Source organism: Streptomyces sp. NBC_01166 (genome assembly GCF_045039765.1).
GTDB lineage: Bacteria > Actinomycetota > Actinomycetes > Streptomycetales > Streptomycetaceae > Streptomyces.
On record NZ_CP108613.1, the window covers coordinates 7,542,431 to 7,564,834 of the forward strand.

The 22,404-nt window shown below is 71.2% G+C and carries 26 protein-coding genes and 1 tRNA gene; 20 read left to right on the forward strand and 7 right to left on the reverse strand.

Annotated features, from left to right (window positions below; genetic code table 11):
* Positions 1–16 precede the first annotated feature (16 nt).
* The 3 genes from OG379_RS34130 (at position 17) to OG379_RS34140 (ending at position 1,846) form a co-directional block, all read left to right on the forward strand.
* Entirely contained in the window at positions 17–1,036 is a 1,020-nt protein-coding gene (locus OG379_RS34130; RefSeq protein ID WP_405666984.1) for a helix-turn-helix domain-containing protein, read from the forward strand.
* 127 nt (positions 1,037–1,163) lie between these two features.
* A complete protein-coding gene (locus OG379_RS34135; protein WP_405666986.1) occupies positions 1,164–1,649 on the forward strand; it encodes a rhodanese-like domain-containing protein in 486 nt (161 codons plus the stop codon).
* A complete protein-coding gene (locus OG379_RS34140) occupies positions 1,643–1,846 on the forward strand; it encodes a hypothetical protein (RefSeq protein WP_405666988.1) in 204 nt (67 codons plus the stop codon). The genes OG379_RS34135 and OG379_RS34140 overlap by 7 nt, the downstream gene beginning before the upstream one ends.
* A gap of 214 nt (positions 1,847–2,060) precedes the next feature.
* Here OG379_RS34140 and OG379_RS34145 read toward each other — a convergent pair whose 3' ends face one another.
* From OG379_RS34145 to OG379_RS34160, 4 genes are all read right to left on the reverse strand, one after another.
* On the reverse strand, positions 2,061–2,963 hold the full coding sequence (locus tag OG379_RS34145; RefSeq protein WP_405666990.1) for an RNA polymerase sigma-70 factor: 903 nt from the start codon (positions 2,961–2,963) through the stop codon (positions 2,061–2,063).
* Between the two features lie 57 nt (positions 2,964–3,020).
* Positions 3,021–3,389, reverse strand: a complete 369-nt coding sequence (locus tag OG379_RS34150; protein WP_405666992.1) for an iron chaperone — start codon at positions 3,387–3,389, stop codon at positions 3,021–3,023.
* Between the two features lie 102 nt (positions 3,390–3,491).
* A complete protein-coding gene (locus tag OG379_RS34155) occupies positions 3,492–3,965 on the reverse strand; it encodes a carboxymuconolactone decarboxylase family protein (protein WP_405666993.1) in 474 nt (157 codons plus the stop codon).
* A 91-nt stretch (positions 3,966–4,056) separates the two neighbouring features.
* Positions 4,057–4,794: an SDR family oxidoreductase gene (locus OG379_RS34160; protein ID WP_405666995.1), complete on the reverse strand. Its 738-nt coding sequence runs from the start codon at positions 4,792–4,794 to the stop codon at positions 4,057–4,059.
* A 1,009-nt stretch (positions 4,795–5,803) separates the two neighbouring features.
* Between OG379_RS34160 and OG379_RS34165 the strand changes: the two genes are divergently transcribed.
* Together OG379_RS34165 and OG379_RS34170 are read left to right on the forward strand one after the other, a co-directional pair.
* Positions 5,804–6,301 (forward strand): cupin domain-containing protein, encoded by a 498-nt coding sequence (locus OG379_RS34165; RefSeq protein WP_405666997.1) that lies wholly within the window; start codon positions 5,804–5,806, stop codon positions 6,299–6,301.
* Positions 6,302–6,407: 106 nt separating this feature from the next.
* A complete protein-coding gene (locus OG379_RS34170; protein ID WP_393766630.1) occupies positions 6,408–6,851 on the forward strand; it encodes an SRPBCC family protein in 444 nt (147 codons plus the stop codon).
* A gap of 99 nt (positions 6,852–6,950) precedes the next feature.
* On the opposite strand, the gene OG379_RS34175 is transcribed toward OG379_RS34170, so the two are convergent.
* On the reverse strand, positions 6,951–7,256 hold the full coding sequence (locus tag OG379_RS34175; protein ID WP_405666999.1) for a hypothetical protein: 306 nt from the start codon (positions 7,254–7,256) through the stop codon (positions 6,951–6,953).
* Positions 7,257–7,418: 162 nt separating this feature from the next.
* Here OG379_RS34175 and OG379_RS34180 point away from each other — a divergent pair, with 162 nt between their 5' ends.
* The 8 genes from OG379_RS34180 (at position 7,419) to OG379_RS34215 (ending at position 14,459) form a co-directional block, all read left to right on the forward strand.
* Positions 7,419–9,215: an ABC transporter ATP-binding protein gene (locus OG379_RS34180; RefSeq protein WP_405667001.1), complete on the forward strand. Its 1,797-nt coding sequence runs from the start codon at positions 7,419–7,421 to the stop codon at positions 9,213–9,215.
* A gap of 72 nt (positions 9,216–9,287) precedes the next feature.
* A complete protein-coding gene (locus OG379_RS34185) occupies positions 9,288–9,581 on the forward strand; it encodes an ArsR/SmtB family transcription factor (protein WP_405667003.1) in 294 nt (97 codons plus the stop codon).
* The gene (locus OG379_RS34190; protein ID WP_405667004.1) at positions 9,578–9,967 is read left to right on the forward strand and encodes a VOC family protein; all 390 of its coding nucleotides are present in this window, start codon (positions 9,578–9,580) and stop codon (positions 9,965–9,967) included. The genes OG379_RS34185 and OG379_RS34190 overlap by 4 nt, the downstream gene beginning before the upstream one ends.
* Before the next feature lie 418 nt (positions 9,968–10,385).
* Positions 10,386–12,470 carry an ATP-binding protein gene (locus OG379_RS34195; RefSeq protein ID WP_405667005.1) on the forward strand — a complete coding sequence of 695 codons (2,085 nt, stop codon included), beginning with the start codon at positions 10,386–10,388 and terminating at the stop codon, positions 12,468–12,470.
* A 7-nt stretch (positions 12,471–12,477) separates the two neighbouring features.
* The gene (locus OG379_RS34200; RefSeq protein WP_014152748.1) at positions 12,478–12,912 is read left to right on the forward strand and encodes a roadblock/LC7 domain-containing protein; all 435 of its coding nucleotides are present in this window, start codon (positions 12,478–12,480) and stop codon (positions 12,910–12,912) included.
* A 2-nt stretch (positions 12,913–12,914) separates the two neighbouring features.
* Complete coding sequence (locus OG379_RS34205; RefSeq protein ID WP_393767424.1) at positions 12,915–13,286, forward strand: DUF742 domain-containing protein; 372 nt, start codon at positions 12,915–12,917, stop codon at positions 13,284–13,286.
* Positions 13,264–13,884: an ATP/GTP-binding protein gene (locus OG379_RS34210; protein WP_393767422.1), complete on the forward strand. Its 621-nt coding sequence runs from the start codon at positions 13,264–13,266 to the stop codon at positions 13,882–13,884. Before OG379_RS34205 ends, OG379_RS34210 begins: the two co-directional genes overlap by 23 nt.
* On the forward strand, positions 13,881–14,459 hold the full coding sequence (locus tag OG379_RS34215) for a GAF domain-containing protein (RefSeq protein WP_405667006.1): 579 nt from the start codon (positions 13,881–13,883) through the stop codon (positions 14,457–14,459). The genes OG379_RS34210 and OG379_RS34215 overlap by 4 nt, the downstream gene beginning before the upstream one ends.
* Before the next feature lie 177 nt (positions 14,460–14,636).
* Here OG379_RS34215 and OG379_RS34220 read toward each other — a convergent pair whose 3' ends face one another.
* Entirely contained in the window at positions 14,637–17,675 is a 3,039-nt protein-coding gene (locus OG379_RS34220) for a ThuA domain-containing protein (protein WP_405667007.1), read from the reverse strand.
* Positions 17,676–17,862: 187 nt separating this feature from the next.
* On the opposite strand from OG379_RS34220, the gene OG379_RS34225 reads away from it, so the two are divergent.
* The gene (locus tag OG379_RS34225; protein WP_405667009.1) at positions 17,863–18,231 is read left to right on the forward strand and encodes an MmcQ/YjbR family DNA-binding protein; all 369 of its coding nucleotides are present in this window, start codon (positions 17,863–17,865) and stop codon (positions 18,229–18,231) included.
* Positions 18,232–18,383: 152 nt separating this feature from the next.
* Positions 18,384–18,457, forward strand: a tRNA-Pro gene (locus OG379_RS34230).
* A gap of 99 nt (positions 18,458–18,556) precedes the next feature.
* Here OG379_RS34230 and OG379_RS34235 read toward each other — a convergent pair.
* Positions 18,557–18,685, reverse strand: a complete 129-nt coding sequence (locus OG379_RS34235) for a hypothetical protein (RefSeq protein ID WP_405667010.1) — start codon at positions 18,683–18,685, stop codon at positions 18,557–18,559.
* Positions 18,686–18,694: 9 nt separating this feature from the next.
* Here OG379_RS34235 and OG379_RS34240 point away from each other — a divergent pair, with 9 nt between their 5' ends.
* From OG379_RS34240 to OG379_RS34260, 5 genes are all read left to right on the forward strand, one after another.
* Positions 18,695–18,931 carry a hypothetical protein gene (locus OG379_RS34240; protein WP_405667011.1) on the forward strand — a complete coding sequence of 79 codons (237 nt, stop codon included), beginning with the start codon at positions 18,695–18,697 and terminating at the stop codon, positions 18,929–18,931.
* A 213-nt stretch (positions 18,932–19,144) separates the two neighbouring features.
* Complete coding sequence (locus tag OG379_RS34245) at positions 19,145–20,191, forward strand: acyl-CoA dehydrogenase (RefSeq protein WP_405667013.1); 1,047 nt, start codon at positions 19,145–19,147, stop codon at positions 20,189–20,191.
* Positions 20,188–20,958 carry a PIG-L deacetylase family protein gene (locus OG379_RS34250; protein ID WP_405667014.1) on the forward strand — a complete coding sequence of 257 codons (771 nt, stop codon included), beginning with the start codon at positions 20,188–20,190 and terminating at the stop codon, positions 20,956–20,958. Before OG379_RS34245 ends, OG379_RS34250 begins: the two co-directional genes overlap by 4 nt.
* Positions 20,955–21,572 (forward strand): class I SAM-dependent DNA methyltransferase, encoded by a 618-nt coding sequence (locus OG379_RS34255; protein ID WP_405667016.1) that lies wholly within the window; start codon positions 20,955–20,957, stop codon positions 21,570–21,572. The genes OG379_RS34250 and OG379_RS34255 overlap by 4 nt, the downstream gene beginning before the upstream one ends.
* Positions 21,569–22,297 carry a glycosyltransferase gene (locus OG379_RS34260; protein ID WP_405667017.1) on the forward strand — a complete coding sequence of 243 codons (729 nt, stop codon included), beginning with the start codon at positions 21,569–21,571 and terminating at the stop codon, positions 22,295–22,297. The genes OG379_RS34255 and OG379_RS34260 overlap by 4 nt, the downstream gene beginning before the upstream one ends.
* Positions 22,298–22,404: the final 107 nt, after the last annotated feature.

The window sequence follows — 22,404 nt, forward strand, 5'->3', positions numbered from 1 at the left end:
TTGTTAAGATCCAGCCATGGCGCAAGCGCACGTGGTGGCTGTACTGGCCTTCGAAGGAATGGCGCCCTTCGAGCTGGGCGTGGTGGTGGAGGTCTTCGGCCTGCCCCGGCCCGAGCTGGGCGACCTGCCCTGGTACGAGCTGCGGGTATGCGCCGAGGAACCCGGCCGGGACCTGCGGGCGGTCGGCGGGTTCACGCTGCGCGCCGAGCACGGGCTCGATGCGCTGACCACGGCGGACACGGTGATCGTGCCGGGAGTGGCCGACGCCGGGGCGGAGGTTTCGCCCGCCCTCGTGGAAGCGCTGCTGCGGGCCCATGCCAGGGGGGCGCGCCTGGTATCTATCTGCTCGGGGGCGTTTGCGCTGGCCGCGTCCGGCCTGCTGGAGGGTCGGCGCGCCGCCACCCACTGGCGTTACGCCCGCGCGCTCGCCGAACGGCATCCCGGGATCGAGGTCGACCCCGACGTGCTGTACGTCGACAACGGTGACGTCCTCACCAGCGCGGGCAGCGCGGCCGGAATCGACCTGTGCCTCTATCTGGTCCGGGCCGATCACGGTGCGGCCGTGGCCAACACGGTGGCGCGCCGTTTCGTCGTTCCGCCGCACCGCGAGGGCGGTCAGGCTCAGTTCATCGAGGCGGCGGTGGGAGAGATCGGCACCGAGGACGACGGCGTCACGCGGAGCATGGACTGGGCGCTGCGCCACCTGCACACACCCCTGTCCGTGTCCGCCCTGGCACGGGCCGCGTGCATGTCGGAACGCTCGTACTCGAGGCACTTCACCCGCCGCAACGGCGTGAGCCCCATGCGCTGGGTCATCGCCCAGCGGGTAGCTGCCAGCCTGCCGCTGCTCGAGTCCGGTGAGGGCACCGTGGACGAGGTCGCCGCCGCGGTCGGCTTCGACAGCACCGGGACGTACCGGCACCACTTCACCCGTCAGATGCGCACGACGCCGACGGCCTACCGCAAGACGTTCACCCGAGTCCCGAGCCCGCACGCCGGTCACCCCGTACGACCGGCACGGCTGGCGGAATATTGATGACCGGAGGCGTGTACGCCACTCGTAGGGCGGGCCCAGGGATCAGAGGATGGAGCCATCGCCGGCCGGGGAAACCCGGCACGGCCCACCGTCCCTCGTCCTGACCAGCAAGAACAAGAGGCACCCCATGTCCGCCACCGCTTCCACCGAGCTCACCAGCGCCGTCCTGAGCGTGCCCGCCGCCGCCCCCGCCGACAGCGCTGCCCACTACGCCGCCCGCCTCGCCTTCGAGGCGGATGTCTCCGACGTCCACGCCGATCTGACATCCGGCGCGTCCGGCGTCGTGGTGGTCGACACCCGCAGCGACGCCGCCTGGGACCAGGGCCACATCCCCGGCGCCCTCCACATTCCCACCGCACGGATCGCGGACCTGGCACCGGAGCTGGTCGACCCGGCCCGGACCGTGGTCACCTACTGCTGGGGCCCCGGCTGCAACGGCGCGACCCGCGCGGCGCTGGTCTTCGCCCGCCTCGGCTACCAGGTCAAGGAAATGCTCGGCGGCTTCGAGTACTGGGCACGTGAGGGATTCGCCTACGACTCCGCCGCCGGCTCCGAGCAGCGTCCGGTCGACGATCTGACCGCCCCGCGCTCGGGCATCGCCTGCGCATGCTGAACGAGACCGCGCGGCCGGACGGCGTGATTCGCCCGGCCACCGCGGCCGACCTGCCGGCGATAGCTCACCTGTGCGCCGCACACGCCGCCTTCGAGCGGGCCGGACCCGTGCCCTCCGATCTCGCGACCCACCTGAAGCCCGTGCTGTTCTCGGCACATCCGAGAGCGTGGTGCCTCGTGGCCGACCACGGAGGCTGACTGATCGGTTACGCAACCTGCTCCAGGGAGTTCTCCACCTGGCAGGCGACGACTACGTCCACCTCGACTGTCTGTTCGTCACCGAACCGAACCGGGGAGAGGACTGGGGGAACGCCCTGCCACCGCCGGCGACGGCCGTTGGGACTTCTCCCTCCCGCCCGGCGGGCCCGCACTGTGGCTGCGGCTGACCGCCGCCCTTGCCGAAACCCCCGGCTCAGCTGTCCAGGGAGTCCACGTACGGAGACAGCTTGGCGGGGTTCATCACCCACATGATGTGTTCGATGCCCCGCGCCGACACGTCGACGGACAGGAGTGCCACCGCTTCACCGCCGGCCGAGACAAGGACGGCCGGCCTGCCGTTCGCCTCGACCCAGCGGGTGTCCGCCTCGGGCCAGAAACGCGGGGCGAAGGCGGCAAGGTACTTGGAGACGTGCGTGCGCCCGATGACCGGGATCCTGGAGGCCCCGCGCACTCCTCCTCCGTCGGAGTAGCTGACGACGTCCGCCGTGAGCACGTCCTCGAGCACCGACAGGCTGCCCGTCCGCGCCGCGGCCAGGAAGACCTTCAGCAGCCGCCGGTGCTCGTCGCAACCGACCGGCTCCCTGCGTTCCGCCGACAGGTGCTTCCGTGCGCGGCTCACCAACTGGCGCGTATTGGCCTCACTCGTCTCCAGGATGTCCGCGATGCGTCTGTACGGATAGTCGAAGGCTTCCCTCAGGACGTAAGCGGCCCGCTCGACGGGGTTCAGCTTCTCCAGGAGGAACAGAACGGCCAGGTCGAGCGCCTCGGCCCGCTCCGCGCCCAGCTGCGGATCCGCACTCGTGTCGACCGGCTCGGGCAGCCAGGGCCCGGTGTAGGACTCACGGCGGACCCTGGCGGACCGGGCGAGGTTGATCGCCAGACGGGCGGTGACCGTCGCGAGGAAGGCCGCCGGTTCGCGGATCTCGGTGCGGTCGGCCTTCTGCCACCGCAGCCATGCCTCCTGGACGATGTCCTCGGCCTCCGCGGCACTGCCGAGGACGCGGTACGCGATGCCGAAGAGCTGAGGACGTGCTCCTGTGAACTCCCTCGTCGCACGGTCGAGGTCAAGGGAGTCCGGGTCATCCGCCGAGCGCATGGGAATCCTCCAACTCTGCCGCGCCGTGCCACAAGTCGCCGGGCCGGGCCATGGTCTTCAGCAGACCGGACCCGGGGGAGCCGCCGCAGTGGCCCTGAGCAGGTCGCGCACCAGGTCGAAGTCGATGCTTCCGGGCCTGCGGTACCTCAGACAGCCCTTGCCCATGTCCTGCCCGGCCAGCCGCCCCTCGAACGCCTCCCTGACGTCGCTCCGCATGAGGTAGAGGGAGATGTACTGCTTCTGACTGGCGAAGGCGATCTCCGCGGTGCCGCCCCGCTCGTACGCGGGCATGCCGTACGCCATGACCTCGTCGAATCCTTCGAGCTCCGCACCGCACAACTGCCGCAGCCTGCCCAGGGCGTCCCTGCGCTCCTCCGGGACCTCGGCCAGGTACCCGTCGACGTCTTCCGCCGTGCTCCTCACCATGAGCCGAGCGTACTCCGGCCGGCAGACGCTGATCCTGACGGCGGGGCCGTCCCCGCGCCGGGGTGGCCGGCGGGGGGACAGGACCGTACGGACCGGGGCAGGTCAGCCGAACTGGCCGGGCTGGTAGTCGCCGGCGGGCTGCTGGTTGATGACGTTGATGCGGTTGTAGGCGTTGATGACGGCGATGAGGGAGATCAAGGCGATCAGCTGGTCCTCGTCGAAGTGCTTGGCGGCGTCCGCCCAGGCCTCGTCGGTGACGCCGCCTGCCGCGTCGGCGATGCGGGTGCCCTGCTCCGCGAGTTCCAGGGCCGCGCGCTCGGCCTCGGTGAAGACCTCGGCCTCCCGCCAGGCGGCGACCAGATGGAGACGCTGCACGGTCTCCCCGGCGTGCGCGGCGTCCTTGGTGTGCATGTCGGTGCAGAAGCCGCAGCCGTTGATCTGACTGGCGCGGATCTTCACCAGCTCCTGGACCGTGGGAGGCAGCGGTGAGTCCGCCACCGTCTTGTTGGCCGAGTTGATGTGCTTCAGCACCTTGCCCGCGAGGGGGTGGCCGAAGTAGTTGAGACGTGATTCCACGATGGTCTCCTAGCCGTGTTGCGGATACACACAGCTGACCGGGAAGACCCCCGAAGTGTGACAGGACGCAGGATGTGACGTACGTCTCTCCTCAGCGTGCCGCCAGCCAGTCCGTGTACCGGGTGGGAGCGAGCGTGGCGTCGTCCTTGCCTGTGAGGACGTCTCCGTGAATCACGCCGAACATGCCGGCGGTGTCGTCAGTGATGACCGTACGGCTGTCCGAACCGGCCGCGAGAGTGATCCTCCCGAGCTCGTCGAGACGGAAGACCTCGGGGCCGGCGATGTTGTGGATGCCCTGCAGGGGAGCGCCCACGGCGACGTCGGCGACCGCGTCGGCGACGTCCTGGGCGGCGATCGGCTGGATCGGGGTCGCGGGCAGCCGGACGGTGTCACTGTCGGCGGTCCAGCTCATGACGGCGTCGATGAACTCCATGAACTGCGTGGCGCGGACGATGGAGTACGGGATCGGTCCCGCTGCGAGGACCTCCTCCTGGAGAGCCTTCGCACGGTAGTAGTCCAGTTCGGGTACCTGGTCCACGCCGACGATGGACAGTACGACGAAGTGGCGCACCGCGGCCTTCTGCCCGGCGTTCAGCAGGTTGTCCATCGACTGCCGGAAGAAGGCCGGCGCGGCTTCGTCGAAGGTCGGGGAGTTGGTCAGGTTGACGACGACGTCGGCGCCGGACAACGCCTTCTCCAGGCCCTCTCCGGTGACGACGTCCACGCCCGTGGACTTCGAGTGCGGCACCGCCTCGTGCCCGTCGGCGTTCAGCTTCCTGACGACCTTCGATCCGATCAGCCCCGTACCGCCGATCACCGCGATCCTCATGACGGGCCCTTCTTCCGGAGGACGTTCCCGCACCTGCTGCGATTCACCGGTCCACTGAAACACGCCCGCTTCCGGACCGCACTCGCTCGCCTCCGCCGGCGGTCGGCCGGCCGTCATGGCCGCATGGTGCTCCGCGAGGCGTTCCCCGGACATCTCCCTCGGGTGGACGGCGACTTCGCCGACACCGCCGAGGAAGAAGGAGCGCAGGGCCGCACTCCCGATGCGCAGGGGAGAGGTGGTGTTGCCCGGGACGATGTGGCGGCCAGCGCGTCCTGATCCCGCAGCCGCCCGTCCCGGTAGATCCGGGTGTACCCCGGAGGCTCGGCAGGGCCGTCCGGGGTGGTGACGGCGAGGGCGTAATGGATTCACTCCCCGGGCCGGAGCGGGTCCTGGAAGTACGAGCCCGCGCCCGGCCCGCCCGGGGATTGAAGGCGTAACCAACGTAGCCGGGCCCTTCGGTGCGGGGGAACAACAGTACGTCCGGGCGCAGCCAGGCCTCGACGGTCAGTGCTCACGTGGTGGAGACGGACAGTACGTCGCTGTCCGGGACTTCGACGTACTGGTCGGTGGTGCCGTCGAACAGGGTGGCCGGGTCGTCGTTGGGCAGATGCGTGTGGCCGGGGGACCCGTGGTACTCCCCGGTATGTCCGCCCGGGGATCTCGGTGCCGGCTCCTCCGAGTCTCAGGAACAGCACCGGGCCGTCGGGAAGGACCATCTGGTCGTAGCTGCTCACGAGCACCCTCCCTGCGTACCGGTCGCGCGGTGGCGACGGGCACCGGGAAAGCCGGCGGCGAACCGTCCTACTCCAGGAGGCGAGGACCGCGACGGTAACGGCGCTCGCGCGGACGTCACGAGGCGGGCGGAGTGCGCCGGAGCGGGGCCCCGGCCGGCACGCGCCGCGCGGCCGGCGGGCCCGGCCGAGCGGGCCGAGGATGCGTGGATTGGCCCATGTTCCTCGTGTCCAAATGGCTCTCGGCGCTGGGCCTGTGCGGTCATACAGTCGTGCTCATGACCGAGAACAGGACCACCCTTCCCCCGGTGCTCACCCGCCACGCCGACGCCGAGACCTGCGTCGACCCGAGCAGCACGATGCGGCTGCTCGGCGAGGGCCGCCACACGGACGGGGGCTTCACGAGCTACCGGTCCACCTTCGCGGAGGGCGCTGTGGGGGCACCGGCCCACTTCCACACCAAGGCGACGGAACTGTTCTTCGTGCTCGGCGGGGCCCTGCGCGTGCTCGTCGGCGAGGAGGTGACCGTCCTGCGGGAAGGAGACTTCCTGTCCGTACCGCCCCACACCCCGCACGCGTTCGCCGCCGCCCCCGGCTTCACCGCGGACGTCCTGTTCGTGTTCGACCGGCACATGGACCGCTTCGCGTACCTGCGTCTGCTCGGCAGGGTCATGCGGGGGGAGGCGGACCCGAAGGAGATGGCCGAGTCGGCCGAGCGCTTCGACAACCACTACGTGGAGAGTGCCGCCTGGCGCGACGCGATCGAGGTCTCGTGAGTAGGGCCGCTCCGGCCGGGAAGGCGGAGGTGCATGCGTGCGCTGCCCGCCATCGGGTAGTCGGCAGCGCACGGGACAACCGAGCAAAAGAAGGAGCTGTTCCTCCATGTCCTCCTCCCTCGTGGAAACCGTCGACATCAAGGCACCGGTCAGCGTCACCTGGGCTCTGTGGAGCGATGTGACGCAGTGGCCGAAGTTCCTGAGCCACGTGCGACGCGTGGATCCGATGGACGAGCGTCGGTTCTCCTGGCAGTTGTCCCTGCCGGGCGCCGACAAGAGCTTCGTCGCGGAGCTCACCGAGGTCGTCCCGCAGGACCGGATCGCCTGGAAGACGATCGAGGGCGTGCACCACGCGGGCGTGGTCACCTTCCACCGGCTCGACGAAACCTCCAGCCGGGTCGCCCTTCAGATCGAGTACGACCCCAACGGGTTCGTCGAGCACTTGGGCGCCCTGACCAACCTGGACTCGGCCCTGGCCAACTACGACCTGGGCGAGTTCCAGAAGCTGGCCGAGACCACGGCCGCGGGCGACGGCCCTCGGGGGGTGTGACCACGCCCGTACGGCCCCCGCAGACGGCAACCGCCCGTGCGCACCTCCATGGTGCGCACGGGCGGTTCCCGTCTGTCGCCGCGCGGGCCCGACAGGGGGTCAGCGTCGTGACGGAGCAGAGGAGTCCGGCCGACCGGCCACCACCTGTCCACCGTCTGCGCCGGTGTCCGTGTCCGGTTCGTGCGGGGCCTCGTTCTCCGGACTGTGCGCTGCCGCCCGCTCGCGTGCCTCGGCCGCCTGGCGTGCGGTGCGCAGCGGCGACTGGGTCCACTCGGCGAACCACCAGACGCCGGCCACCACGCACGCCCACATGAGGCCGCTCAGCACGGCGCTCGGCCACGGTGCCCGCTCCGCCCAACGCTCCACGCCGGTCAGCACCGACCAGCCGATGAGCAGCACCGTCACAACTCGTACACGCCTATATCTGAACATCTCCGCCCGGTACCCGGTCGGCGAGCGGGTACGCAGGGTGACCCCGAAAGATTCCCGCCGGTCACTCCGCGGCCCTCTGTCTCTTCCCGTGGAACGGGGGTTGTCGGCAGCGGCCGGAGCGGGTGGGATGATTGCATGAAGAAAGCGCTTTCATCGCTCTCCGTCGAACCCCTGGCGTCCTTCGACCACCTTGATCACCGCTACCGCGGAGAGAACCCGGTCCGCACCCTCGGCCATCTCTTCCGCCCCGACCGCGGCAAACTGGTCCTCGCGGTCGCCATCTTCGTCGTGAAGCACAGTCCCATCTGGCTGCTGCCACTGATCACCGCGACCGTCCTCGACGTGGTCGTCCAGCACGGTCCCGAATCAGGGATCTGGAAGTCCACCGGAGTCCTGCTGTTCATCCTCGTGATCAACTACCCGCTCCACCAGTGGTACGTGCGGTTGCTCGGAGGCAGCATCCGACGCATGGGCACGACCTTGCGCTCGGCGCTCTGCCGCCGTATGCAACAGCTCTCCGTCGGCTATCACGCGCGGGTCAGTTCGAGCGTCCTCCAGGCCAAGGTCGTCCGCGACGTCGAAGCCGTGGAGCAGATGGTCCAGCAGAGCTCCGACATGGGCCTCGGCGCCGTCGTCACGCTGATCGGCGGACTCGTCGTCATCGGCGTACGGGTGCCCGAGTTCCTGCCCCTCTTCCTCGTCGTGGTCCCCGCGGCCGGCTTCCTGGTGATGAAGCTGCGCAGCCGGCTGCGCAGCCACAACGAGTCCTTCCGCCGCGAGGTCGAACACCTCTCCTCCCGTGTCGGGGAGATGACCACCCTGATCCCCATCACCCGCGCCCACGGGCTGGAGCGGACCGCGCTCGGCCGGGTCGACGGGTCGCTGCGCCAGGTGTTCGCGGCCGGGCTGCGCCTGGACATGATCAACGGCCGTTTCGGATCGCTGGCCTGGGTCATCCTCAACACGCTCGGTGTCCTGTGTCTTTCGGGCTCGGCCCTGGTCGCCTACCACGGCTGGATGCCCGTCACCGCCGGCGACGTGGTGATGCTCAGCGCCTTCTTCACCGTGCTGACCGGCTCCGTGACGACCTTGCTGGGCCTGGCTCCGGTCCTCACCAAGGGCCTGGAGTCGGTGCGTTCGGCAGGCGAGGTGCTGCAGGCGCCCGACCTGGAGAACAACGCCGGCAAGGCGCGGGTCGAGGGCGTCGTCGGCCGCATCGACTTCGAGGACGTCGGGTTCGCCTACGAGGACGGGGAGCCGGCGGTCGACGGGTTCACCCTCTCCGCACGGCCGGGCGAGACCATCGCGCTCGTCGGGGCCTCGGGTGCGGGCAAGTCCACGGTGCTCAACCTGCTCATCGGGTTCATCAGGCCCACCTCGGGCCGCATCCTGCTGGACGGGACCGACATGGCCGGACTCGATCTCCGGACCTACCGGCGGTTCCTTTCGGTGGTGCCCCAGGAGTCGATCCTCTTCGAGGGCAGCATCCGCGACAACGTCACGTACGGCATGGGGGACACGGACGAGGAGATGCTGATGCGCGCCCTCCGGGACGCCAACGCGCTGGAATTCGTGAACGGCCTGCCGCGCGGCCTGGACACGGTCATCGGGGAGCGCGGCGCACAGCTGTCGGGTGGTCAGAAGCAGCGGCTCGCCATCGCCCGGGCGCTGATCCGCGATCCGAGGGTTCTGGTGCTCGACGAGGCGACCTCGGCGCTCGACAACCGTTCCGAAGCCCTCGTGCAGGAGGCGCTCGCCAGGCTTGTGGACGGCCGGACCGTCTTCGTCGTCGCCCACCGGCTCTCCACCATCCAGGGTGCCGACCGCATCGTGGCCATGGAGGGCGGCAGGATCGCCGAGGTGGGGACGCATGAGGAGCTGCTGAGCACGGACGGTGTGTACGCGGGGCTCCAGCCCGCCCGCCCGAGGTGATGTGCCGCGGCATGAGCGCGCGCCGGAAACCCGGCTTGATAGGCAAGTCGATACTTGCCTATGGTGGTGGTCATGGCGGAGGATGTCTTCAAGGCCCTGGCCGACCCCACCCGTCGGCGCATTCTCGACGAGCTGGTGGAACGCGACGGCCAGACCCTGTTCGAGATCTGCGCGCGACTGGTGACCGAGCACGGTCTCGGGCTGTCCCGCCAGGCGGTCAGCCAGCATCTGTCCGTGCTGGAATCCGCGGGACTGGTCCTTGTGCGCCGCCAGGGCCGCTACAAGTTCCACGACCTGAACACCGAACCCCTTGAGCACATCGTGACCCGGTGGCTCAGGCCCGACACGCCGGAGAGCTCCGCATGAAGATCCATCTGTCCAGCGTCTTCGTCGATGACCAGGAAAAGGCCCTGCGCTTCTACACGGATGTGCTGGGCTTCGTGAAGAAGGCCGACGTCCCGCTCGGGGCGGACCGATGGCTGACCGTCGTCTCGCCGGAGGACCCCGACGGGACCGAACTGCTGCTGGAGCCCGACGGCCACCCCGCGGCGAAGCCGTACAAGGACGCGCTGGTGAAGGACGGGATCCCGGCCACCTCCTTCGCCGTGGACGACGTGCGCGCGGAGTTCGACCGGCTGTGCGGGCTCGGCGTGCGCTTCACCCAGGACCCGCTGGAGATGGGCCCGGTCACCACGGCGGTTCTGGACGACACCTGCGGCAACCTGATCCAGATCGTGCACAGCGAGCAGTGACCCGACGGCGGGCGGGGGCGGGTCACCCGCCCGCGCCCTTCGCCGGTACGCGTACGAAGGAGCGGTGAGCCCCGGAACGTCCGGGGCTCACCGCTCCTTCGTACGCGTACGGGGACCCTCGGTGCACCCGCCCCGCGCGTTCGCACACATGGCTGATGCGCGGCCACCCGTGCGGAGTCGACGGTGGACGGATTCGGTTGCCCGTGCGAGGCCTCATACCAGAGCGGGACGCCTGGCGGGCAACTTCGACAACTGCACGTCGAGCACGGGCGATTGACGACTACCGTGTGTGGCCGGTGATCAACGGTGGGCTCATATCGGTCGAGCCTGCCCCAGCCGTTGACCCGGGCCTGACCGACCACCGTAGGTGTCACCACACGAATGCCGATTCCTGGTGCCCCACGTACCGAGGACGATGATGTCTCAACTTCGCGCACCCAACGCGCGACCGGAACGCCGCGAAGGTGGACGGCACGGCCGTCCGGGTGGCCGTTCGCACTCGGCCGCGAGCCGGCCGAGAGCCGCGCAGCCCGTTCCCGACAGCCGGCTGCGACCGCAGCTGCTGCGTACCGCCCTCCTGCCGACCGTGGCCGCCGTGCTCAGCGGAGCGGCGGCCGTCATCTTCACCATCCGGGCCTCCGGGGTGCGCCCCTCCGGCAGCCTCCTGGCGGCGCTCGGAGGATCCGGGGCGCTCGCCGTGGCGGCAGTGGCCGCGGCCTTCCTCGGTTCCGGACGTGTCGCCACCGGGGTGCTCGACCGCGCTCTGGCGCTCCGGCGCACCGGCGCCCAGCACCAGGCCGAGCTCCAGCGCGTCGTGGAACAGCTCCGCGACGGTGAACCCCTGCCCGCCCGCCGGCCGACACCGGCCGCCGAGGAGGACGCCGACGCCTTCGATCTCCTCGCCCAGGAGATGGGCCGCTCGCAGGACCAGGCGGTGGCGGCCGTCGTCCAGGCCTCGCAGCTGTTCCGCAGCAACGGGAACGAACAGAAGGTCGAGGTCTTCGTCAACCTCGCCCGGCGGCTGCAGTCCCTCGTGCACCGGGAGATCCAGATCCTCGACGAGCTGGAGCACGAGGTCGAGGACCCCGACCTGCTCAAGGGGCTCTTCCACGTGGACCACCTCGCCACGCGCATCCGCAGGCACGCCGAGAATCTCGCCGTGCTCGGTGGCGCGGTCTCACGGCGGCAGTGGAGCAATCCCGTGACCATGACCGAAGTCCTGCGCTCGGCGATCGCCGAGGTCGAGCAGTACCCACGGGTCAAGCTGGTCCCGCCGATCGACGGCACCCTGCGCGGACACGCGGTGGCCGACGTCATCCACCTCCTCGCCGAACTCGTCGAGAACGCGACGGTGTTCTCCGCCCCGCACACCCAGGTCCTGCTGCGTGCCCAGCGCGTCACCGCCGGGCTGGCCCTGGAGGTGGAGGACCGGGGACTCGGCATGCCCGGTCCCGAGCAGAAGCGGATGAACACCCTGCTCGCCGACCCCGACCAGGTCAACGTCGCCCATCTACTGCAGGACGGGCGGATCGGACTGTTCGTCGTCGCCTCCCTGGCCCGGAGGCACGGCATCGCCGTACGGCTGCAGAGCAACATCTACGGGGGCACGCAGGCGATTCTCGTGCTGCCCGAGATCCTCCTGGGCATCGACATCGATGCCACGACGCCGGCCGGGGCGACGACGGCCCCGCCGTCCGGAACCCGCGACTCGTCGCCCGTAGTCCCACCGCAGGCGGCGGTCCAGCCCTCACTGCGGCTGGACCGGGCCCAGGGGGATGGGCCGCCACTGCCGCTGCGTGCCGAGCGGGTGGACCGCCCGAACCTCGCGGCGTCCCCGTCGGGAGTCCGGCCCGCCGGGACCGCCGAGCCCGCCCCGCCGTCCGCCGAGCCCGCGCCGCCGTCCGCCGAGCCCGAGCCGCCGGCAGGGCCGACCCCCGCGGCCGTGCCCGCCCCGTCGGCTGTGACTGCCTCCTCGGTCGGACCCGCCCCGTCCGCCGTGCCCGCCCCCTCGGTCCGACCCGCCCCGTCCGCCGGGTCCGTCGCATTCGTCCGGACCGCCACGGACACCGGCGCCCCCGCCGAGGCGCCCCCGGCGCCCGCGGCGCCCGCGGCCGCCCCGGACCGCCCCCAGCTCCCCAGGCGCAGCAACCAGGAGCATCTGGTTCCGCAGCTCAGGGAGGCCCCGGTGCCGCGCGCCGAGGACGGGAACGCCCTGCACGACCCCGGCTTGATGGCGGCCTTCCGGCGTGGGGTCGACCTCGCGGAGGCCCAGACCGCCGAGGAGGCGGAACCGCCGGACGCATACGGCGCGCCGGGCGCCGAGCCCGCCGCCCCCGGCCCCGCCGTGACCGTCGGCGCACAGCGTTCCCACGGCCTCGCCCCCCTGCCGTTCCGCAGCCCCGCGACCACCGCGACAGCCGGTACCGAGCGGACGGACCCGGGACACCGGGGACCGCAGACGCCCGAACCGGATCCACGAACCGAGAACATGTTCAAGGAGTAGATGCACCATGACGAGCGAAATGCCGTCCGGTCAGGTCTCGGACCTCGACTGGCTGTTGAGCGGCCTGGTCCAACGCGTGCCCTACACGCGCAGCGCCGTCCTCCTCTCGGCGGACGGCCTGGTGAAATCCGTACACGGCATGGACGCCGACAGCGCCGATCACATGGCCGCCCTGGCCGCCGGCCTGTACTCACTCGGCCGGAGCGCCGGCGCGCGATTCGGTGACAACGGTGACGTGAGGCAGGTCGTGGTCGAGCTCGACTCGACGCTCCTGTTCGTCTCCACCGCCGGCTCTGGCACCTGTCTCGCCGTCCTCGCCGGCCGCGAAGCGGATGCCGCCGTACTGGGGTACGAGATGGCCATGCTCGTCAAGAGCGTGCGCCCCTACCTGATGACGCCGCTCCGGCAGCCGGCCGGAGCGCCGTTCACCCCGGGGCTGTGAGGATGCCGGCCCCGCAGGACGGGCCGTTGCTCGACGATGCGGCAGGCCGGCTCATCCGCCCGTACACCGTGAGCAACGGCCGGACGAGGCCGACCACCGTGCTCGACCTGCTCTCCCTGGTGATGGCCACGGGGAGCGTGCCCCAGGTCCACCTCGGCCCTGAACACGCCGTGGCCCTGGAGCTCTGCGGCGGACCCACGTCCGTGGCGGAGATCGCCGCCCATCTGCGGCTGCCCGCCGTCATCACCAAGGTCCTCCTGTCCGACCTGGTCGACTGCGGAGCGGTCACCGCGCACGCCCCCGCGTTCCATGACATGCCAACCGACCGATCTCTGCTGGAGGCAGTGCTCGATGGTCTACGACGACAGCTCTGACAGCTCCGGAAGCTCCGAATACTTCCCCGTGGCCCTCAAGATCCTGGTCGCGGGTGGTTTCGGCGTCGGCAAAACGACGTTCGTCGGCGCCGTCAGCGAGATCGCACCGCTGAGTACCGAGGAGCTCCTGACACAGGTCAGCGCGGCGACCGACAGCCTCGAAGGCATCGAATCCAAGTCGGCGACCACCGTGGCCATGGACTTCGGCCGGATCACGCTGTCCGAGCAGCACGTGCTCTACCTCTTCGGAACTCCCGGGCAGGAGCGCTTCTGGTTCATGTGGGACGAGCTGTCCAAGGGCGCCCTCGGAGCGGTCGTGCTCGCCGACACGCGACGGCTGGCCGAATGCTTCCCGGCCGTCGACTTCTTCGAGCGGCGCGGCATCGGATTCATCGTCGCGGTCAACGAGTTCGACGGCGCCTACCGTTACGAACCGGAGGAGGTGCGGGCGGCTCTCGACCTGGGGCCGGCGGTGCCGGTCGTCCTCTGCGACGCCAGGATCGCCAGCTCGGGCACCGGGGCGCTGGTCACGCTCGTCCAGCACCTCATCAACGCCACGGCGCCGGCGCCGCTCTCGGGTTTCGGAGCCCGCCCGTGACCCCGTACGGGACGGGCCGGCCGCTGCTCACCCCCGTCGACCTGGACGGGTCGCGCAGGAGCGCACGGCTGCGGAGACTCGGCCTGGGGGAGCGTGCCGACGCCTCGTTCGACAGCTTCGACGCCTTCGCCGACCGGGTGGCGGAGGTCACCGCGACGCCGTTCTCGATAGTCAACTTCATCGACGAGAACCGCCAGTTCTTCGCGGGGCTGCACACCCCGGCCGGTATCCGGGGCGGAGCGGACCTGGGTGCGGCTGCCGCGGCCGGAAGCGGCGGCCGGTATCTGGCCCGGGACCACGGTTACTGCCCGCATGTGCTCGTGCGGCGTAAGGCCCTGGTGCTGGAGGACGTCTGCGACTACCCGCGGTTCGCGGGCAACCCGGTGGTCGACGACATAGGCATCCGCTCCTACCTCGGCGCCCCGCTCATCGACCGTACGGGCGTCGCGCTCGGCACCGTCTGCGCCGTGGACACCGTGCCGCGTGCCTGGGGCCGGGCCGGACTCGACACCATCAAGCTGCTGGCCCGGGAGTTCGTCGTACAGATCGAGCGCCGGGAGGCCGTGAAACCCTGACCTCGGGGCGTCGCTCAGCCCAATGCGAACGCGTCCGCGAGCAGGTGCAGTTGTGTGGCGAATCCGCCCTCGAGAAGGTCTACCGGCAGGCGCCCACCCGGCTCTCCGACACCCTTGACGCCACCCTCGCCCGGTACCGGACGTTCCTCACCTCGCACTGAGCGCCACGGGCTGCCGTCACCCCGCTCCGGCTCTCCCGGCGCCCGGCCCGTCGAAGCGCAGCCAGTCCACGGCGAACAGGTCCGGCTGCTCGGTGTTCCACGCCGGGTCGGTGAACACCACGTACAGCGCCACGCTGCCGTCAGGGCTCCTCAACGCGGCCGTCGGTGACACGGTCCCGCCCCCGGCCGTCCCGCTTCCCGCCACCCCGTCCTCCGCGCCGGGGACGGTCAACGAGCCGAGCAGGGGGCCGTCAGGGGACCCGGCCCGGAATTCGACCGTTCCGCCGGTCCCGCACGGCGTCGCACCGACCGTCACGGACCGGATGTTCCGCAGGCTCACGGGATCGAAGGCGATCCAGTCCCCGTCCTCGATCTCCGTCAGCGCCCTGCCACCCGAGGCCCCCGTACGTCTCCCGGCCACGGCTCCGTCGTGGGCGCCCCCGGTCGACGTGTACTGCTCCGCCTCCTGGAAGGCCGTACGCAGGGTGAGTGAGGCCGTGCCCGTGAGTTCCGGGGCGCTCGGCGCGCCCCTGTCCGTGTACTGCACCGTGACCCGGTGCGAGCCGGACCGGGACACGTCCCCGGCCGCCATGGCCAAGGAGCCCCGGCACCGCCGTCCACCTCCCGGGGCGCCGACGAGGGGGCGCAGCATGCCGGGGCGGCCGGCCTGCGAGCGTACGAGGATCCGTGAGCAGTCGACCGGTCTCGTTCCGTCCTCGTCATCCCTCACGTCCACCGTGAGGGGCACGGTGCCGCCGGGGCGGTACAGGCCGCCGTCCGGTAGCTCGTGGACCGTGATCCGGGGCCGGGTGTTGCCTACGGTGATCTCCTGGCCGGTCATGGCTGTCGTACCTTCGGGACCGGTCACCGTGAGGCGCGCCGTGAACCGCCCTGCCTCGCGGTAGGTGTACGAGGGGTTCGCCACCGTCGAGTCGGTGCCGCCGTCCCCGTCGAAATCCCAGGCGTAGCTGACCGGCACCCCTTCGGGGAGCCCGGAGCCCGCGCCCGTGAAGGTCACGGTCAGCGGGGCCGGGCCGTTGTCCCGGTCGGTACTGACGGCCGCACCGGGCAGCCGACCGTCGCCGACGTGGTCGATCCGGTAGACTCCCGCGCCCTCGCCGCCGCTGCCGAGCCCCGCGTCGATGACGTACAGGGCGCCGTCCGGACCGAAGACGGCGGCCGACGGACGGTTCCACCCCATGTCGTCGAACACGCCGTTGACGGAATGGAGTTCACCGGCCTCGACCGATCCGAAGCGCGGGTCGGAGAACGACTGGTCCCCGCGCTGGAACGAGTGCGTGGTGAAGCGCCGGCCGGCCGGGTCGTACGTCAGCCACTTCCCGGCGAAGTACTCGGGGAACTTGGTGCGGTAGAGACTCTCCGGGTCATAGGCGTAGACGGGGCCGCTCAACGCGCCACCGCCGCCCGGGACGGTGTCCGGCGGTGCGCCGGTGCCCCGCGGGGAGCAGTCCGCCGCTCCGCGGGCGGTACCTCCGGAGCAGTACGGCCGGCCCACCTGCCCCGCTTCGGTGATCCGGAAGTAGCCCACCGCGCCGTCGGCGCCGGCATCGGCGGCCAGCAGATCACCGCTGACCGGGTCCACGGTGAAGCCGTAGGGATTCCGCATGCCCGTCGCATAGATCTCCGGGCGGGTGCCCGCTGTACCCGGCTCGAAGAGATTGCCCCGGGGCACGGTGTAGGTGCCGTCGTCCTGCGGGGTGATGCGCAGGATCGCGCCCCGCAGATCATCCGGCGCCCCCGACGCCAGAGGCAGGCTGACGTCGCCGGTCGCCACGTACAGGCGGCCGTCCCGGTCGAACCCGAGCGACCCGGATGACGCGGGGGCCCCGCTGTCCGTGGACCGCCGGCCCGGAAGAACGAGCAGGCGCTTCTCCGAGGCGGGATCGACCGTGGAGCCGTCGGCCGTGAAACGGGAGAGGGCCAACCGCTTTCCCGCGGGATCTGAACCCAGCAGGTAGAGCCAGTTGTTCACCGCGAAGTCCGGATCCAGGGCGAGACCGATCAGCCCGTCCGAGCGGGCAGCCGTCTCCGGGGAGTACGCCAGGTCGAGTGCGGTGGAAACCTTCATGGTCCGCTGGTCGACGACCTCGAGTTCGCCGGTGCGCTGGGCGACGAACACCCGGCGGTCGGGGGCGACCGCCACATCGACCGGATCGGCCGGACCGCCGGTCGCGAGAGGGGTCCGCTGGAAGGAACCGGCGCGGGTCGCCGTGCAGTCGCCGGGCTTCGCGCCAGCGGCCCACTCGATGCCGCCCAGCAGATGGGCGAGAAAGGCCTCCTCCTGGAAGGCCGAGGGCGCGGGGCCGCCGGCGGTGAACCACGAACGCCCGCCGTCGTAGTTCTGGCACCACGACCAGGGGTGGTCCGCGCCATCGGCCAGGCCCGTGACGCCGTCGCGCACCCTGATCTCCGCGAGGGTGTGCACCGTGCCGGCCGGATCGGCGCGCCAGTTGTGCCACTCCTCCGTACGTTCCCAGAGGTCGGGAAGAGTCACCGTCGAGGGATGCGCGTGGTCGAGGACCTCGACCCTTCCGGTCCGCACCGGCGTGCCCCGGTCGAGGGTCGCGCCGACCAGCCCTTCGTACCAGTCCCAGCCGGTGCCGGCGGCGGCGTCATGCAGGCCGACCCAGCCGCCCCCCGCCCGGATGTACTCCTGCAGAGCGGCGCGATGGCCCTCGTCGAGGTCCTCGCCCTTCCCCGACGCGGGCGCCGCGTTGTTGAAGACGACCGCGTGGAACCGGGCCAGCACGGCGTCGTCGAACACATCCGGATCGTCGGTCGACTCGACCCCGAACCCGTTGTCGGCCCCGAGCTTCCTCACCGCGTCGACACCTGCGCGGACCGAGTCCTGGGACGCGTGCGTCCCTCCGGAGTAGACCAGTACGCGGAACGGCTCGGCCGGAGGCCTGGGGAACGAGGCGGCCGCGACCGAGCCGATGATCAGCGTCAGAAGTGCGACGAGGGCCATGAGGGCGATCGACGCCGGGGGAGAAGCGGGGGACGCGGGAAGCCCGCGTAACGGGCGGCTGCTCATGAGGGCGCTCCCGGTGCGGTGGGGCCGGACATGGAGGGTAGAAAGCGCTTTCTGACGTGCGAGGTTCAGAGTAGGTTCACGGCCATGCCGGGTCAATGGGTCGACGGGCTCGCCGTGCACCTCCAGGGGTGCCGGGGTCGGAGGGCTACGGTCGGACCCGACGCAGCCTTCGGAACGGGGACCGTGGATGACCATCACCGCCGACGACGTCCGCGCGATCGCACTGTCCCTGCCCGGTACGGCCGAGCAGCCCGCCTGGGGCATGCCGACGTTCCGGGTCGCCGGAAAGATCTTCGCCGCGCTGGGGGACGACGACGCGACCATGGGCGTCAAGTGTCCGGTCGAGGACCGTGCGGGACTGATCGCCGCGGAACCGGCGAAGTTCTTCGTGCGTGAGGGGCACGACGACAAGTACGCGTGGCTACGGGTGCGGCTCGCCGCGCTCGATGATGTGGCGGAGCTGACAGCGATCCTCGCCGACTCCTGGCGGCAGGCCGCCCCGCGCGGGCTCGCCGCCGAGCACCCGGAGCTGGGCCTGCCGCCGGGCGACGGCTGAGATGTCGTGCCCGGACCGTGACCCGCCGTGCACGCGGCGGCATCGAGCGAGGTCGAGGTCCGTTCACCGGAAACGGGTTCGTGAGCACCGGTGTAAGTGCGGTATTGTTCTCATGCGCGTTCGGCCAGGGGAAACCCCAGGTCAGCGGGTATCGGGACGTGGCGCAGCTTGGTAGCGCACTTGACTGGGGGTCAAGGGGTCGCAGGTTCAAATCCTGTCGTCCCGACTCGTGAGAGTCGTGGATCAGGGCCGGTTTCGGAGAAATCCGAAACCGGCCCTTGGTCGTTCTCGGGGACCAGTCGGGGACCGGCGTGCTTGACCGGCGTCAGCGGGTGAGTGCGATCGGGCTCGGCAGGGAGCGTGGCGCGCGTAGCACGCCGACGTGCGCGGAGAGCGCTGCGTCGGCAGCCGTGATCTTGTGTACGTCCGGGTGCAGGTACCGCAGTGTGGTCATCAGAGAAACGTGCCCGGCGATCCTGCGCAGAACATGAACCTGGGCCCCGGCATCGGCGAACCAGGTCAGGCCCGTTTGCCGGGAGCCATGGCGGCGCTGGTGTCCGTACCTGCCGAACCGACTGAGGTCACCGTCTCCACCGGGTGCTTCGAGCCGGTTTGCCGGATGAATCAGAGCGACGCCGTTCGCCCGCAAAAACGTGCCGGCCGCGTCAGCTCCGGCCCGTACGAGGTGCACCGCAGCTGAGTCTCCTTCTGGACGCCTCGGCATGCCTCCGGGCCATGGAGGAGCGATCGTGGGAGCCATGGTCGGCACAGCGCTCGGCTCATCGACGTGGTCGAGGCGCGCAGAGCCGGCGTTTCTCAAGAGTTCGGCTTCAATCGCGCGTCACCGGGCACTGGAGTGAGCGCAGGTGACCGGACGGATGAAGCGCCGGCCGGATGGATGAAGGACGCGCGAATGACAGAGGATGCCGTACGGCGCCCCGTCGTGCCGGAGGCTCCGGCACGGCCCGGGGAAGCCGGTGATTTCGATGCCCGGACCTTGCGGGCGGAGACGTCCACCCGCTTCAGTGCGGCGGTCGCCGCGATCGAGGCGGGTGACCTGAACTTCCCGCTGCCGGGCAGCGGCGCGACCGCCGAGCGCTTCGCCGCACTGCGGGCCGTCGCCGAGGACGATCTGTGTCTCGCCCGGCTGGTGGAGGGCCACGTCGACGCGCTGGCGATCCTCGACGAACTGGGCGGCCCCGACCCGGTGCGCGGCAGGCGCTGGGGGGTGTGGGCGGCCGAGCCGCCCGGCGAAGGGCTCTTCGCCGGGCGGGACGCCGACGGGCGGTGGAGCGTGAGCGGGCTCAAGCAGTACTGCTCGGGGGCGCACAGTTGTACGCACGCGCTCGTCACTGCCCGGGCCGAGGACGGGAGGCGGCTTTTCGCCGTGCCGCTCACGGCGGGGACGTACGAGCCGGTGGAGGGCAGCTGGCAGGCGCTCGGCATGGCCGGCTCCGATACGCCGGACGTGCGTTTCCACTCGGCGGCCGCCGAACCCGTCGGGGACGTCGAGGGGTATGTGAACCGGCCCGGCTTCCAGCACGGTGGCATCGGGGTGGCGGCCTGCTGGCTCGGCGGGGCGCGTGCCGTGGCCCGCGTCCTGCGCGCGGCAGCCCACCGCGGAGGTGGCCCGCACACCGACGCCCACCTCGGCGCCGTGGACATCGACCTGCGGGCGGCCGGTCTGCTCCTGGAGGCCGCGGCGTCCGAGATCGACGCCGACCCGCTGGACGCCAAGGGCGAGGCCAGGCTGCGCAGCCTGCGCGTACGGGGCTTCGTCGAAGCCGTCTGCGACCGCACGCTCGGGCATGTGGGCCGGGCCACCGGGGCGGGGCCACTGTGCCACGACCGACGCCACGCGCGCGATGTCGCCGACCTGACCGTCTACATCCGTCAGCATCACGCCGAGCGCAACCTCGCCGAACTCGGTGTCCTGGTCAGCGGCCGGGAGGAGGAATGAGCGCGCGCACCGAGAACACGTCCTCCTACGCCGACGCCATCCAGGCCCCCGGTACCGACGAGAGCGTCTGGGAGGCGTGGACGGGCTGGGAAAGTCTGCGTGAGTTCCCGCTGCCGCCCCGGGGCCGGGTGGTCGTGGTCGCCGCCCATCCCGACGACGAGGTGCTGGGGCTCGGCGGCACACTGGCCCGGCTCGCCGCGACCGGGCACGGTCTCACCGTGGTGTCCGTGACCGACGGGGAGGGATCGCATCCCGACAGCAGGGTCCTGCGCCCCGACGAACTCGTCCGCGTCCGCGCCGAGGAGACCCGCACCGCTCTCGAACGGCTCGGCGCGGGGGACGCCGAGATCGTACGGCTGCACGTTCCCGACTCCGGTGTGCACCGCCACGAGGAGGCGGTACGCCGCGCCCTCCTCCCGTTGTGCTCGGGAGCGGTCCTGGTCGCGGCTCCGTGGACGGCCGACGTGCACAGTGACCACGAGGCGGCCGGCCGGGCGGCGCGGGCGGCGGCCCGCGAGTCCGACGTGCCATTCGTCGAATACCCCGTCTGGATGTGGCACTGGGCACGCCCCGAGGATCCCCGCGTGCCCTGGGACCGGGCGGCGCAACTCACCCTGACCCCGGAGGTCCAGGACCGGAAGCGGCACGCCGTCGATGCCTTCGCCTCGCAGATCCGGCCCCTGGGGCCGGGAGCGGAGGATGCGGCGGTCCTGCCGCCGGAGGAGCTCGCCCACCATCTGCGCCCCCGCGAGGTGGTCTTCCTGTGAGCACTCCCGCCGGATACTTCGAGGACATGTACCGGAGCCAGGAGGACCCCTGGCACCTTCAGGAGCGGTGGTACGAGCAGCGCAAGTACGCGCTGACCCTCGCCTCGCTGCCCAGGCCCCGTTTCCGTAACGCCTTCGAACCCGCATGCTCCGTCGGCCAGTTGACGCGACTCCTGGCGCCGCGATGCGAGCGGCTCCTCGCCGCCGACCGGGTCGCCTCCGCCGTGGACACCACCCGGCGGCGCACCGCGGATCTCGAACAGGTGGAGGTGGCCCGACTCACCGTGCCCGAGGAGTGGCCCGAGGGGCGCTTCGACCTCGTCGTGCTGTCCGAGCTGCTCTACTACTTCGACGAGGCACGGCTGAACGAACTGCTCTCACGGGCCACCGGGTCGCTCGAACCGGGCGGGACCCTGGTCACCGTGCACTGGAACCACCCGGTGCCCGAGCACCTGCACACGGGCGCTCAGCTGGCCGACCGGCTCGCCCGTGAAACCGGGCTGCTGCTGCGGGCCGATCACCGGGAAGAGGACTTCGTCCTGCAGACCTTCAGCCGGGTCCTGCCCGGCATGGCCGCACCCGCCTCGCCCGCCGCTTTCGAGGGGCTCGTGTGACAGGGGCCGGCGCCATGGCCGTGGTGATACCCGCGCACAACGAGGAGGCGCTGCTGGGCGCCGCCCTCGCCGCGGTGTCCCGGGCCGCCCGGCACCCCGCCCTGGCCGCTACCCGGGTCCTCGTGGTCGTCGCCGCTGATGCCTGCACCGACGCGACCCAGTCCGTCGCGCGCCGGGCGGGCGCTCTGATCGCGCCGCTCGACTCCCGTAACCCCGGGCGGGCCAGGGCCGTCGGTGCGGCGCTGGCCCTGCGCACCCTCGACCTGGACCCGAGCGCCGTCTGGATCGCCTCGACCGATGCCGACAGCGAGGTCCCGCCCCGCTGGCTCGCCCACCAGCGGGCCTGCGCCGAGCAGGGCTGGGACGCGGTGGTGGGCACCGTCCGGCCGCAAGGATGGGACCCGGCGCTCACGGACGTGATCCGTCGGCACATACGCGAGTACGAGGATGCCGGGCGCCACCCCGGCCGGCCAGATCTCCATCCGCATGTCCACGGTGCCAACCTGGGGGTACGGGCGGACGCCTATCTGCGCTGCGGGGGATACCCTGCGCTGGCGAGCGGTGAGGACCACGCCCTGGTCGCCGCCCTGAAGGTGAGCGGTCACCGCGTCCTGCGCACCAGGCGCTTCCCGGTCCTCACCTCCGCGCGCCTGACGGCGCGCGCCCGGGGCGGGTACGGCGACCATCTGGGCCGGCTGGCCGAGCCCGCTCGGCAGCTTGATTGAGATGAGGCGGAGCGGCGGGAACGGCTCCGGGTGGGTGAGGCGGAGCCGCACCTCCCTGCCCGGTGGCATCGGCGAAGGGCGGCACTTCGCATCTCACCGTTCAGGAG

Bases quoted from the DNA above. Each gene is read 5' to 3' on its own strand.
- OG379_RS34130 (WP_405666984.1), top strand. From the start codon at position 17: ATGGCGCAAGCGCACGTGGTGGCTGTACTGGCCTTCGAAGGAATGGCG.
- OG379_RS34135 (WP_405666986.1), top strand. From the start codon at position 1,164: ATGTCCGCCACCGCTTCCACCGAGCTCACCAGCGCCGTCCTGAGCGTG.
- OG379_RS34140 (WP_405666988.1), top strand. From the start codon at position 1,643: ATGCTGAACGAGACCGCGCGGCCGGACGGCGTGATTCGCCCGGCCACC.
- OG379_RS34145 (WP_405666990.1), bottom strand. From the start codon at position 2,963: ATGCGCTCGGCGGATGACCCGGACTCCCTTGACCTCGACCGTGCGACG.
- OG379_RS34150 (WP_405666992.1), bottom strand. From the start codon at position 3,389: ATGGTGAGGAGCACGGCGGAAGACGTCGACGGGTACCTGGCCGAGGTC.
- OG379_RS34160 (WP_405666995.1), bottom strand. From the start codon at position 4,794: ATGAGGATCGCGGTGATCGGCGGTACGGGGCTGATCGGATCGAAGGTC.
- OG379_RS34165 (WP_405666997.1), top strand. From the start codon at position 5,804: ATGACCGAGAACAGGACCACCCTTCCCCCGGTGCTCACCCGCCACGCC.
- OG379_RS34170 (WP_393766630.1), top strand. From the start codon at position 6,408: ATGTCCTCCTCCCTCGTGGAAACCGTCGACATCAAGGCACCGGTCAGC.
- OG379_RS34180 (WP_405667001.1), top strand. From the start codon at position 7,419: ATGAAGAAAGCGCTTTCATCGCTCTCCGTCGAACCCCTGGCGTCCTTC.
- OG379_RS34185 (WP_405667003.1), top strand. From the start codon at position 9,288: ATGGCGGAGGATGTCTTCAAGGCCCTGGCCGACCCCACCCGTCGGCGC.
- OG379_RS34190 (WP_405667004.1), top strand. From the start codon at position 9,578: ATGAAGATCCATCTGTCCAGCGTCTTCGTCGATGACCAGGAAAAGGCC.
- OG379_RS34195 (WP_405667005.1), top strand. From the start codon at position 10,386: ATGTCTCAACTTCGCGCACCCAACGCGCGACCGGAACGCCGCGAAGGT.
- OG379_RS34200 (WP_014152748.1), top strand. From the start codon at position 12,478: ATGACGAGCGAAATGCCGTCCGGTCAGGTCTCGGACCTCGACTGGCTG.
- OG379_RS34205 (WP_393767424.1), top strand. From the start codon at position 12,915: ATGCCGGCCCCGCAGGACGGGCCGTTGCTCGACGATGCGGCAGGCCGG.
- OG379_RS34210 (WP_393767422.1), top strand. From the start codon at position 13,264: ATGGTCTACGACGACAGCTCTGACAGCTCCGGAAGCTCCGAATACTTC.
- OG379_RS34220 (WP_405667007.1), bottom strand. From the start codon at position 17,675: ATGAGCAGCCGCCCGTTACGCGGGCTTCCCGCGTCCCCCGCTTCTCCC.
- OG379_RS34225 (WP_405667009.1), top strand. From the start codon at position 17,863: ATGACCATCACCGCCGACGACGTCCGCGCGATCGCACTGTCCCTGCCC.
- OG379_RS34235 (WP_405667010.1), bottom strand. From the start codon at position 18,685: ATGACCACACTGCGGTACCTGCACCCGGACGTACACAAGATCACGGCT.
- OG379_RS34245 (WP_405667013.1), top strand. From the start codon at position 19,145: ATGACAGAGGATGCCGTACGGCGCCCCGTCGTGCCGGAGGCTCCGGCA.
- OG379_RS34250 (WP_405667014.1), top strand. From the start codon at position 20,188: ATGAGCGCGCGCACCGAGAACACGTCCTCCTACGCCGACGCCATCCAG.